At 70.7% G+C, this 12,388-nt stretch carries 9 protein-coding genes; 7 read left to right on the top strand and 2 right to left on the bottom strand.

The window, feature by feature from the left end:
• The 3 genes from ACFU99_RS15935 to ACFU99_RS15925 form a co-directional block, all read left to right on the top strand.
• On the top strand, positions 1 to 1,354 hold a 1,354-nt coding region (locus ACFU99_RS15935), incomplete at its 5' end, for an NCS2 family permease (RefSeq protein WP_384391601.1).
• Positions 1,355 to 1,405: 51 nt separating this feature from the next.
• The gene (locus ACFU99_RS15930; RefSeq protein ID WP_384391598.1) at positions 1,406 to 3,157 is read left to right on the top strand and encodes an adenine deaminase C-terminal domain-containing protein; all 1,752 of its coding nucleotides are present in this window, start codon (positions 1,406 to 1,408) and stop codon (positions 3,155 to 3,157) included.
• A gap of 362 nt (positions 3,158 to 3,519) precedes the next feature.
• Entirely contained in the window at positions 3,520 to 4,335 is an 816-nt protein-coding gene (locus ACFU99_RS15925) for an SAM-dependent methyltransferase (protein ID WP_384391595.1), read from the top strand.
• Between the two features lie 398 nt (positions 4,336 to 4,733).
• Here the strand turns inward: ACFU99_RS15925 and ACFU99_RS15920 are convergent, their stop codons facing one another.
• Positions 4,734 to 5,384, bottom strand: a complete 651-nt coding sequence (locus ACFU99_RS15920; protein WP_384391592.1) for a TetR/AcrR family transcriptional regulator — start codon at positions 5,382 to 5,384, stop codon at positions 4,734 to 4,736.
• 131 nt (positions 5,385 to 5,515) lie between these two features.
• Between ACFU99_RS15920 and ACFU99_RS15915 the strand changes: the two genes are divergently transcribed.
• Positions 5,516 to 7,216: a carboxylesterase/lipase family protein gene (locus ACFU99_RS15915; RefSeq protein WP_384391589.1), complete on the top strand. Its 1,701-nt coding sequence runs from the start codon at positions 5,516 to 5,518 to the stop codon at positions 7,214 to 7,216.
• A 213-nt stretch (positions 7,217 to 7,429) separates the two neighbouring features.
• Here the strand turns inward: ACFU99_RS15915 and ACFU99_RS15910 are convergent, their stop codons facing one another.
• The gene (locus ACFU99_RS15910) at positions 7,430 to 8,371 is read right to left on the bottom strand and encodes a LysR substrate-binding domain-containing protein (RefSeq protein WP_384391586.1); all 942 of its coding nucleotides are present in this window, start codon (positions 8,369 to 8,371) and stop codon (positions 7,430 to 7,432) included.
• Positions 8,372 to 8,554: 183 nt separating this feature from the next.
• Between ACFU99_RS15910 and ACFU99_RS15905 the strand changes: the two genes are divergently transcribed.
• The 3 genes from ACFU99_RS15905 to ACFU99_RS15895 all read left to right on the top strand — a co-directional run.
• On the top strand, positions 8,555 to 9,364 hold the full coding sequence (locus ACFU99_RS15905) for an enoyl-CoA hydratase/isomerase family protein (protein ID WP_384391583.1): 810 nt from the start codon (positions 8,555 to 8,557) through the stop codon (positions 9,362 to 9,364).
• Between the two features lie 91 nt (positions 9,365 to 9,455).
• Complete coding sequence (locus tag ACFU99_RS15900; RefSeq protein WP_384391580.1) at positions 9,456 to 11,099, top strand: acyl-CoA synthetase; 1,644 nt, start codon at positions 9,456 to 9,458, stop codon at positions 11,097 to 11,099.
• On the top strand, positions 11,096 to 12,388 hold a 1,293-nt coding region (locus ACFU99_RS15895; protein ID WP_384391577.1), incomplete at its 3' end, for an MFS transporter. The genes ACFU99_RS15900 and ACFU99_RS15895, both read left to right, overlap by 4 nt.

Here is a 12,388-nt window from a genome sequence, read left to right as displayed (position 1 = left end):
GCCGCGTACCGGGTCCACCGAGGCCTCGGCCGCGTCCGCCGCCCCCGCCGGCCTCCTCGAACGCCGCTTCCACATCCGCGCCCGCGGCAGCAGCCCCCGCACCGAGGCCGTCGCCGGGCTGTCGATGTTCATCGCCGCGGCCTACGCGGTCGTCGTCGTCCCCGGCCAGCTCGCCAAGGCCGGCGTGCCGCACGGCCCCGTCACCACCGCCGTGATCATCGCGATCGTGCTGGCCACCCTGGCCATGGGCCTCTTCGCCAACCTCCCCTTCGTCCTCGCGCCCGGCCTCGGCGGCGTCGCCCTGCTCGCCGTGACCATCGTCGGCCAGGACCACGTCCCCTGGGACGCCGCGCTCGGCATGGTCCTGTGGTCCGGCGTCGCCTTCCTGCTGCTGACCCTGCTCGGCATCCGCGACCTGATCACGCGGCTGATGCCGCAGAACCTCAAATACGCCATCAGCGGCGGCCTCGGCCTCTTCATCGCCCTCCTCGGCTTCAAGGACAGCGGCCTGGTCATCGCAAAGCCCGCGAGCAACGCGCTCGCGCTCGGCGACCTCTCGAAGCCCGCCGCGCTGCTGGCCCTCGCCGGACTGGTCCTGCTGACCGCCCTGGCCTCGCGCAAGGTGCCCGGCGCGTTCCTGATCACCATCGCCGCGGTGACCGTCGCGGGCATCCCCTTCGGCGTGACCGAACTGCCCGGCCACTTCTTCGGCGCACCCGACAGCCCCGCCTCCGTGGCCTTCCACATCGACGTGCTCGGCGCGCTGAAACCCGAGTACTTCCCGTACATCTTCGCGTTCTTCGTCTCCGAGTTCTTCTCCATGACCGGCACGCTGCTCGCCGTCGCGGACCGCGCGGGCCTCACCGACAAGGACGGCAACCTCCCCGGCATCCGGCGCCCGTTCTACGTCGACTCCGCCGCCGTGATCGGCGGCGCCGGACTCGGCGCGCCCAGCATGACCGCGTACCTGGAGTCCTCGGCCGGCGCGGACAGCGGCGGCCGTACGGGCCTGTCCTCGGTGGTCGCCGCGGGCGGCTTCGCCGCGCTGCTGCTCGTCACGCCCTTCGCGACGCTCATCCCGTCCGCCGCGACCGCGCCCGTGCTCATGTACATCGGGCTGACGATGCTCGGCGCGCTGCGCAACGTCGACTTCAAGGACCCGACGAACGCCGTCCCGGCCGCGCTCACCGTCACCACCACCGTCTTCTGGGGCAACTTCGGCACCGGCATCGCCGCCGGGCTCGTCTCCCACGTCCTGGTCAAGGCCGCCGCCGGCCGGTTCCGGGAGATCCCCTGGGGCCTGTGGATCGTGATGGTCCCGCTCGGTTACTACTTCTACACGCTGCTGCCCTGACGCCCGCCTCTTTCGACTTCCGCCCCTGAACCTCCAAGGAGTGTGCATCCCATGCATTCCACGACCGAGCAGCCGCACGACATCCGGATCAGCGGCGGACGGGTGGTGTCGGCCTTCACGGGCGAGGAGTTCGCCGCCGACGTCCTGCTGCGCGGCGACACCATCAGCGGCGTGCTGCCGCCCGGCGCCCCCGGAGCGGCCCGCGACCACGTCGACGCCACCGGGATGCTGGTCGTGCCCGGTTTCGTGGACGCGCACATGCACATCGAGAGCTCGTTCCTGACGCCGCAGACCTTCGCGGCCCTGACCCTTGCCCGCGGCACCACGACCGTGCTCGCCGACCCGCACGAGATCGTCAACGTGGCGGGGGCGCGGGCCATGCGCTGGATGATCGAGGCGGGCCGCGGCACCCCCCAGACCCAGCTGTGGGGCGTGCCCTCGTGCGTACCCGCCCTGGAGGGGCTGGAGCACGCGGGCGCGAGCCTGTCGGCCGACGACATCGCGGAACTGCTGCGGCTGCCCGGCGTCATCGCCCTCGGCGAGGTCATGGACTACCGCGCCGTCGTCGCCGACGACCCGCGGATGCGCGGCATCGTCGCCGCCGCCCGCGACCAGGGCGTGATCCTCGACGGGCACTGCCCCAACCTCAGCGGCGCGGAACTCAGCGCGTACATGGCCACCGGCGTCGACTCCGACCACACCAAGAACCGCACCGAGGTGGTCCTGGAGAAGGCCCGGATGGGCATGCTGATGATGCTTCAGGAGAAGTGCCTGCTGCCCGAGACCGTCGAGGCGCTGCTCGCCCTGCCGCAACTGCCGCCGCTCTGCCTGGTGACGGACGACCTGGCGGCCGACCACATCCTCGGCGCCGGCCACCTCGACCACATCGCACGGGTCGCGGTACGCGCCGGGCTGCCCGCCGCCGCGGTGCTGCGCGCCCTGACCTGGACCCCGGCGCAGCGGCTGCGGCTGTACGACCGGGGCGTCGTCGCCCCCGGCAAGCGGGCCGACCTCGTGCTGCTCCGCGGCGAACTGGTCGACTTCGACCCGGCCGTGGTGTTCGCGGGCGGGAGGGAGGTGGCTCGGGAGGGTGCTGCAATGTACGGGACGGATGAGGCCGCGGTACGTACCGGCAAGGAGGCGAGTACCGGCGCCCCTGACCTCGGCCCCCTCGCCGACACCCTGGCCGTGGAGCCGCAGACCGCCGACAGCTTCCGCTGGCGGGTCGACCTCCCCGACGGCACGCACCGCTTCCGGGCCATGCGCGTCAACTCCCGCGACACCTACACCGAGGCGGCGGAGATCGAACTCCCGGTCCGGGCGGGAGAGGTGGCGTGGGAGGGCCGGACCGCGCTGGTCCGGGTGCGGAACCGCTACGGCCGGTCGGGCACCGTCTTCGCGCCGCTGCTGGGCCGCACCCTCACGCCGGGCGCGGTGGCGACCACCTACGCCCACGACAGCCACAACCTCCTCACCGTCGGCACCTCCCGTGCCGCGATGGCGGCGGCCGCGGCGGCGGTCGTCGAGGACGGCGGCGGCGTCGCCGTCGTGCACGGGGAGGAGGTCGCGGCCCGGCTGCCGCTGCCGGTCGGCGGGGTGATGTCCCCGGACCCGGCCGCCGAGGTCGCACGGCGGTCGCGGGTGGTGCGCGACGCGCTCACCGGCTGGGGCTGGGAGCATCTCAACCCCTTCATGAGCGTCTCGACGCTGACGCTGGCGGTGTCCCCGAGCCTGAAGATCACGGACCTGTCCCTGGTGGACGTGGTCCGCCGCGAGCCGAGCGGCGCCACCACGGCCGGCTGACGCCACCCGGCGACCCGAGTGCGAGGCAGGGCTTCCGGTTCTGCCTCACGCCAACGGACCAACTCGGTACGCACCGTGATCGTACGGAGCTGAGGAGTACGAGAGGCACAAGCGGGGTACAAGGCGTCAACGCCCCCGGCCGAGGCCACCACAGGGGCGCGGCAGGCCACCCCATCCCAGCCTCTGCCCGCCGTATCCGCACAGCTCAGAGCAGTCAGGCGGCGGCTACTGGCGGGTGGGGCGCGGGAGTTCCCCGGCGCGGGGCCCGGACCCGCCGGGCCCTTCGCGGGGGCCTCCGGTCAACTCCGGGGAGGGGCAGCCTTACACTCCGGGGTGACGCAGAGCAATGTTTGAGGAGCGAGATGGCGCATCAGGGCTTTTCAGTGGACAGAATCAACACGGGCGAAGCGCACTCGGCGCGCGTGTACGACTACATCCTCGGCGGCAAGGACCACTACGACGTGGACCGTGACGCGGGTGACCTGATGTGCCAGGAGTGGCCCGCGCTCCCGGTCCATATGCGCGCCAACCGCCAGTTCATGCACCGCGCCGCGCGGTACCTCGCCCGCGAGCAGGGCATCCGGCAGTTCCTGGACATCGGCACCGGCCTGCCCACCGCGCCCAACCTGCACGAGGTCGCCCAGGAGGTCGCCCCCGACGCGCGGATCGTCTACGTCGACAACGACCCGATCGTCCTGAACCACGCGGACACCCTGCTGACCAGCTCCGCCCAGGGACGTACCGCCTATGTCGACGCCGATATGCGCGACCCCGAGGCGATCATCAACTCCCCGGAGTTCCAGCGCCTCCTGGATCTGCGCGAGCCCGTCGGTCTCATGATCATCGGCATTCTGCACTTCATCCTCCCGCCCGACGACCACCGCCTCGTCCAGCGCCTCCTGGAGCCGCTGCCCGTCGGCAGCTTCCTCGCCATGACCATCGGCACCGCCGACTTCGCCCCCGAGGAGGTCGGCCGCGTCGCCGCCGAGTACGGGCGCCGCGGCATGCAGATGCAACTGCGCACCCGCGCCGAGGCGGAGGAGTTCTTCGCCGGCATGGACGTCGTCGAGCCCGGCCTGACGCAGGTCCACCACTGGCAGCCCGAGGAGGGCCAGGAGGTCGTGGACGACCGCGACATTGCCATGTACGGCGCCGTCGCCCGCAAGGTCCACGCGTAGCACCGCCCGTACGCGGGCCCTGCGTACGGCCGGCACGTATGCCCGTACGCAGGACCCGCACCGTACGCAGAACCCGTTGGTTCGACCCGAAGACCCGGCCCGCGGCCCGACACCGCGGGCCGGTGGTCGTATGCGGCTCGTCGCCTTCTGCTCGGCGAACGGAACCATCGGCGTCGATAATATGGAGAGCGTCCCTTGGAATTCCCTCGGTCGCCCGGACAAGCTGGTCAGACCACGTTTGTCCGTGAACCCCGCAGAGACAAGACTCCCTTGGGTGCAAGCCGACGCCGAGCTGCGACAGACCAACACCCATGACACGACACCATGCCGCACCAGCCTCAACCACGTGAGGCAAGTTCTCAGTCTCACCGTCCACAGTCAGCGGACCAATGGGGAGGTCAGCCGTAACGGAGTGCGGCGGTGATGAAGGAACGCAGGGAAGCGTTCTTGTCCCCCGTGGACGGCGCGTTGGCAAGATTTCCGATTCGGGTTTCGAAAGCACTCTGCGTCAGCGCTCCGACCGAGAACAGGTAGGCCCACTCGTGGAACCCTTCGGGTTTCTCTGAGAGAACCCGACGCAGCGCGGCAATGAACTCCCTGGCCATAGGGTCGAACAGCGACGAAATGACCTGCCGCTGCTGACTGGAGGGGTCGGCGGCTTCCCGCAGCACCAGGCGGGCGAACCACAGGTCATCGGGGTCGTCGTGCAGTGCCAGAACCGGCTCGATGAAGGCGGCGACGATCTCTTCAAGCGCGTCCGGCCGGTCAAGGTCCACTGCCTGGAGACGGGCGCGTCGTTGTTCGTTGATGTTTTGGCGGTGGACGAAAATCTGGTAGTAGAGCTGTTCCTTGCTCTTGAAGTGATACATCAGCAGGGAAACGCTGACGCCGGCAGCTTCGGCAAGCTGACGCATGGTCGCACCGTGATACCCCTCGACTGCGAAGACTTTCTCCGCAGCCCGCAGGAGTGTCCGCACTCGTACCGAGGGCTGCCCCGTCTGTTCGCCGGCGGCACCGGACGCCTGCGTGGTCGTTCGTCGTGCTGCCATGTGCCCTTCCTCTGCTGATGTTCCCCGTTCGACAAGCATCCTGAACGTACGTACAGTCAGTGTCAAGGCCGGGCGGGCCACGCGGCTGTCGTCCGGCCGGATGCTTCGTCCGTAGGTCTCGGAGAGGAGTCGTGTTGAGCAAGGATGTCGTCGTCACCGCACAAGGCGGTCTGCGGGGAACCCGGGAAGACGGGGTCCGGGTCTTTCGCGGAGTGCCGTTCGCGGCCGCTCCGGTCGGGCCGCAGCGCTTCCGCCCACCCCAGCCCGCACCGGCCTGGCAGGGCGTCCGCCCAGCAGTCACCCCCGGGCCCGCTTCGTACCAGTTCAACGGCGCCAACGAAGAGGCCGTCAGCCGTCTCATCACCGAGCTCGATCCCGGCGTCCCCGGGATCATGGCGTGGCCGTCCTACACCAACGCCACCTACCGTCACGACCACGCTGCCGAGGACTGTCTCTATCTCGACATATGGGTCCCGGACGCAGGTGCCGACCTCTCGCGTCTGCCCGTCTACGTCTACTACCACGGTGGGGCGAACGCGGTCAGCTCCGGCTCCTTCACCCTGGAACGCGGGGCGCATCTCGCCCGCACCCAGCAGATCATCGTCGTGCGCCCCAACTACCGCCTCGGCGCACTGGGCTGGGTGCACTTCGGCCTGATCAGTGACGCCTTGTTCGAGGCAGTCAACCTGGGCCTGCAAGACCAGGTCGCCGCGCTGCGCTGGGTGCACGAGAACATCAGCGTGTTCGGCGGCGACCCCGACAACATCACCATCGGGGGCGAATCGGCCGGCGGGACAGCCGTATCGCACCTGCTGACCTTGCCTTCGGCCCAGGGCCTGTTCCGCCGGGCGGTGATTCAGTCGCTGTCACCGTTCAACCCCTGGTGCACCCAGCAACGCTCTGACGCCGTATCCGTTGCCCGCCGCTACCTCGACCTGCTGGGCCTCGACGATGCCGCCGAACTGGCTGACATCGACCCCGACCGGCTGCTGGCCGTCCAGAACATCCTGACGCGCTGGTTCCCGCCGGACGCGCCCGTGGCGTGGCGCCCCCTCGGAGGTGTCGTCGACGGCGACTGGATTCCGCACATGCCGTCCCGGCACCTTGCGGAAGATTCCCTTGACCTCGACGGGAAAGAAGTCCTCATCGGGTTCGCAAAGGACGAGTGGCTTTTCTTCCGCGGCCATTCCGATACCGTGCGCGAGGGCACCCGCGATGACGTCCTCGCCGTGCTCACCCAGATTTTCGGCGACCATGCCGCAGGCGTATATCGCGCCTACCAGCAGCTCTACCCGGACCACACGGCGCCGGGACGCATCCTGTCCGACATCATGTCGTTCGCGTTCTTCAAGTTCTCCTCACTGCGCATCGCGCAGAACATGGCGTCCCAGAACATCCGGGTACGGGCCTTCCAGTTCTCCTACGAACTGCCCGGGCTCGGCGGTGCTCTGCACGCCGTGCATACCGGCGACATCCCTTTCCTGTTCGGCAACCACACAGACGCGGACCTGGCCTGGTGGCCCGCCTTCGACGGCATCGACCGCGACGAACTCGCCCGCGTCTCCACCACAGCCATGAACCTCTACGGCGCCTTCATCCGCGGAGAGGACCCTGGCCCTGCCTGGCCGCGTTTCCACGCCGCGCAGCACAACGCCGTGCTCTGGCTCGGCCGCGACATCGAACCTCGGTCCGATCTTCTGCAAGACGATCTCAACGTCTTCGCCACACACGGCATCAACGATGTGTCCACGCTCGAAAATATTCTCGCCAGGAATCTCCGGGAGCGAATCGGCACGAATTTGAACCAGTCGACGCGACAAGTCGAGTTCTGACACCGCCGCACGGCGATGGAATTTCGTGCGTCCGGGACTGCATTTCGCTTGCTTCCCGTCCGCAGGGTGGAGGCACGGCTCCGGTTGATGAGCGTGCGGTGTTCACGGGCGTGGTGTACGTGCTGACCAGCGGCTGCGCCTGGCGGCTGTGCCTGGCGGCTGTGCCTGGCGGCACCTGCCGGAGACGTTCGGCGTCTCGCCGGCGACCGCCGGTCAGAGCCGGTGCGGCAGGACGGCCTTGTCGGCGCCCGCCTGCTCGAAGCGGTGCCCCGCCTCCGCGAGCCCCCTCGGCACGGCCTCCGCGAGTGCGGCGATCGACTCGTTGTGGCGGCTCGGCACCCACACCACGGACGTCTGCCACGTCAGCGCCGTCCCGTTCAGCGGCCGCCACACCAGCCCCTCGGTGAGCGGGGAGGACGGGGGCTCGTTGAGGTGGATGCCGCGGCCGGCGAGTACGAGGCCGTGGACGAAGTTCGGGTTGCGCGCGTGGCGGATGGAGCCCGGGAGGTAGCCCTCGTCGCGGCAGATGGTCAGCATGTGGTCGTACAGGCGCGGAGCCATCGCCCGGGGAAAGATCACCAGCGGCGCCCCGTTCAGGTCGCGCAGCCGCAGAGGGCCGTCGCCCGTCGCGGCGGGGTGGTCGGCGTGCAGCACCACGCCCAGCTCCCGCCGGGCCACAGGGCCGGATTCGAGGCCCACGGTGTCGGAAGGGTGGCGCACGACACCGGCGTCGAGTTCGCCGTTGCGCAGCCGCTCCAACTGCTCGTCGGTCGTGAACTCGTGAATGTCGAGCAGCACGTCCGGCGCCCGTAGCGCGAACTCGGCGGTCAGGGTGCGCAGCACCCGCGGCTCGGTGTCCGGCGGCACGCCGGCCCGGAGCACGCCCGCCTCGCCGGGCCTGATCCTGCGCATCGCGTCCCGGGCGTCCTCGACCCCGGCGAGCACCGGCCGTACGTGCTCCAGGAGCAGGGCGCCGGCCTCGGTGAGCTGGACGCGGTGCCGGGTGCGGTCGAAGAGCCGGACGTTCAACTCCCGTTCCAGGTCCTGGATGCGCTGCGAGAGCGGCGGCTGGGCCATTTGCAGCCGCGCCGCGGCCCGGCCGAAGTGCAGTTCGTCGGCGAGCACGGCGAAGTATCGCAGGTGACGGAGCTCCATGACCCGAACCATATCGCTGCGATATCACCGTCAGTCCCCATTGGTGTTGGCTGGATCACATCGCCGCCTGTTTGCATGGCTGCCCACGGGACGTCCTCCACCGGACGCCTTCCCGTCACTCTCCCGCCCTGGCCCCGCTGTGCACCGGTGGCCCCCGCATGCCTCCAGAAAGGCCCTGCCCCCATGACTGAGACCAGCAGCACCACCAGCACCGTTGTCGTTTCCCACCACCCCGTGGCCGCCTTGCCCGGCGATGTCCACGTCGCGGAGGTCACCCTCAACCGCCCCGACAAGCTCAACGCGTGGACCGGCGAGATGCGCGCCCGGCTCGTCGCGGCCCTGGAGGAGATCGGCCGCGACGAGACGTGCCGCGCCGTCGTGCTCACCGGCGCCGGACGCGCCTTCTGCGCCGGACAGGACCTCGCGGAGACCGCGGCGATCGACCCCGACGACCACGCCGCCGCCGAGGCGTGGATCGACGACTTCGGCCTGCTCTTCCGCACCGTGCGCGGCCTGGACAAGCCGGTCATCGCCGCCGTCAACGGAGTCGCCGCCGGCTCCGGATTCCAGTTCGCGCTCCTCGCCGACCTGCGCATCGGCCACGCCGGTGTCCGGATGGGGCAGCCGGAGGTGCTCTCCGGCATCCCGAGCATCACCGGCATCTGGGCCATGCGCGGCATCCTCGGCCGGGCCAAGACCGCCGAGTTCGCCCTCACCGGGCGGCTCGTCGGCGGGGAGGAGGCGCAGCGGCTCGGGCTGCTGTCCCGCCTCGTCGACGAGGACCAGGTCAAGGCCGAGGCGCTGGCCGAGGCCGGACGCCTCGCGGAGCTGCCGGCGGGCGCCCTCGCGCTGACCAAGGGCCGGCTCCGCGAGCTCGACGACGCCGGTCTCGACGAGGCGATCGACGCCGCCAAGAAGGTGCACATCGCCGCCTACGCCACCGGGGAGCCGCAGCGCGAGATGGCCCGCTTCCTCGCGGGACGCCGCCGCTGACCCCACCGCACCGGCCCGCGCAGCCCCAGGGCCTCGCCGCGCCCGCCCCCGCGTAGCAACCCGCCCGCCCCCGCCTACCAGAGGAACCTCCATGACGACCACCGCATCGCCGCACCCCGGCGCCGCCCTCTCCGGCGAAGGCGATCAGGCCTACCGCCGCCTCGTCGAAGACCATCAGTGGCAGGTCCCGGACCGCTACAACATGGCGGCGGACGTCGCCGACGGCCATCCCGGCGACCGGCTCGCGCTCGTCTTCGAGGACCACACCGGCCATCGCGAGGAGGTCCGCTGGCAGCGGATCCAGGACCGTTCGCGGCAGATCGCCGCCCACCTCCACGCCCTCGGCGTACGCAAGGGCGACCGGGTCGCGGTCCTGCTGCCGCAGCGCCCCGACACCCCGGCCACCTACCTCGGCGTCCTGCGCACCGGCGCCGTCCTGGTGACGATGTCCCTGCTCTGGGCCGACGAGCCCATCCGCTACCGGCTCGCCGACTCCGGGGCCACGGTGCTGGTCACCGAGACGGCCGCCCTCGACCGGACGGAGGGGTTCGACGGCGCCGTCGTGAACGTCGACGACCCGGCGATCGCCGCGCGCCCGCCGGAGTACGAGGCCGCCGACACCGCCCCCGACGACCCGGCCCTGATCTTCTACACCTCCGGCACGACCGGCGAGGCCAAGGGCATCGTGCACGCCCACCGCACCCTGCTCGGACACAACGAGTTCCACTACTGCCACGATCTGCGGCCCGGCGATGTCTTCTACGGCGCCGGCGACTGGGCCTGGTCCATGGCCAAGCTCATGGGCCCGCTGCGGGCGGGCGCCGTGCACCTGGTGTACCGGCCCGCCGGCGGCTTCGACCCCGAGGGACTGCTGGCGAGCATGGCCCGCAACAAGGTCACCACGGCCCTGGTCAACCCGACCTTCCTGCGCAAGATGAAGCAGGACGTCCAGGACGCGGGCAGCCGGTACCCCCAGTCGCTGCGGGTGGTGTGCTGCTCGAACGAGCCGCTCACCACCGATCTGATCGACTGGTTCCAGGACCAGTTCGGCGTCACGCCGCTGGACTACTACGGCTCCACCGAGTCCTACCCCCTCCTCGGCAACTTCCCCGGGGTGCCGGTCAAGCCCGGCTCCATGGGCCGGCCGCTGCCCGGCTGGGACGTCGCGCTGCTGGACGCCGACGGCCAGGAGGTGCCCCTCGGGGAGCCCGGCGAGATCTGCCTGCGGGCCGGATCCAACCCTCAGTTCCCGCTCGGCTACTGGAAGCGGCCGGAGGCCTCCGCCGAGTCGTTCGGCGGGACCTGGTACCGGACCAAGGACCAGGCCGTCATGGACGAGGACGGATACTTCTGGTTCCTCGGCCGCACCGACGACGTCATCAAGACGTCCGGGTACCGTGTGGGCCCGTACGAAGTGGAGGCGGTGCTGCGACGTCACCCCGCCGTCGCCGACGCGGGAGTCGTGGGCGTTCCCGACCCCGTCCGCGGGCAGGCGGTCAAGGCGTGGATCGAGCTGAACCCAGGCCACGAGCCGGATGAGAGCCTGGCCCGGGACATCACCCAGTTCGCCCGCGCCGCGCACTCCAAGTTCGCCTACCCCCGGCTGATCGAGTTCGTCGACGCGCTGCCCCGCTCGGCCACCGGCAAGATTCAGCGGGCCGCCCTGCGCGCCCGCGACCTCGAATCCGCCGCCCCGGCGGCCGTGACGCCACCCCGGAAGGACGGCCGGCCATGACCACCGATCACCACTCGCCCCCGGCGCCGCCCGCCGCCGCCGAGGAGGCCCCCGCCACGCCGTCCGTGCACCGGAAGGTCGCCCTGGCGACGGCCGTCGGCAATTTCGTGGAGTGGTTCGACTCGGGCGCCTACGCCATCATGTCCGCCACGATCGCCGGGCTCTTCTTCCCGCAGTACGACAAGACCGCGGCGCTCCTCGCGACCTGGGCCGTCTTCGCGGGCGGCTTCATCGCCCGGCCGGCCGGCGCGGCGTTCTTCGGCCGCTACGGCGACCGGATCGGCCGCAACCGCATGCTGGCGCTGAGCGTGCTGTGCATGAGCGGCTCGACGCTCCTCATCGGCCTGCTGCCCAGCTATGCCACGCTCGGCATCGCCGCCCCGATCCTGCTGTTCCTGCTGCGGGCCATGCAGGGCTTCTCCACGGGCGGCGAGTACACCGGCGCCTCGGCGTTCATCATGGAGTACGCGCCGGAGGGCCGCCGTGCCCGGTACGCGAGCGTGGTGGCGCTGACCGTCGGCCTGGCGTCCGTGGCCGGAGCGCTCACCGGGCTCCTGCTCACGTCGACGCTCGACGACGGGTCGCTGCGGAGCTGGGGCTGGCGCGTCCCGTTCCTGCTGGCAGGCCCGCTCGGATTCATCGGCCTGTTCCTGCGCAGCCGGATCGACGACACCCCCGTCTTCCGGGCGATGGAGGAACGCGAGAGCGTTCAGAAGGCCCCGCTGCGAGAGGCCTGGCGGGTCTGCCGCCGGCAGGTGCTGACGCTGTTCGGCTACAGCATCACCAACGCCGTCGGGTACTACCTCATGAGCAGCTACATGATCGCGTACATGTCGGAGGAGGTCGGCTACACCAAATCGCAGGCCATGCTGACGAGCGTGCTGGCCATGCTCGCCTACAGCGCGGCGTGCCCGGCGGCGGCCGCCGCCAGCGACCGGTACGGCCGCAAACCGATGCTGCTCGTGGCGTGCGGCGGCTTCGCGGTGGCGACGCTGCCCGCGTTCTGGCTGATCGGCACCGGTCTGCCGGGAGCCTGCGTCGGCACGATCGTCCTCGCGGTGCTGGTGTCGATCATCGGTACGTCCAACGTGGCGGCGATGGCCGAGATGTTCCCCAGCCAGCTCCGCGCCAGCGGCTCCGCCATCGGCTACACGGCCGCGTACGTGCTCTTCGGCGGCACCGCCCCGTTCGTGGCGACCGGCCTCGTCTCCCTGGCGGGCACCCCGCTCGCCCCCGGCTTCTACCTGATGATCCTGGCGGCCGTGTCGGCCCTGGTGGTGCTGTTCTCC

The organism is Streptomyces sp. NPDC057654, from assembly GCF_042800135.1.
Taxonomy (GTDB): domain Bacteria; phylum Actinomycetota; class Actinomycetes; order Streptomycetales; family Streptomycetaceae; genus Streptomyces.
The sequence above is the reverse complement of the archived record's forward strand: the minus strand, read 5'-3'. Positions and strand labels throughout refer to the sequence as shown.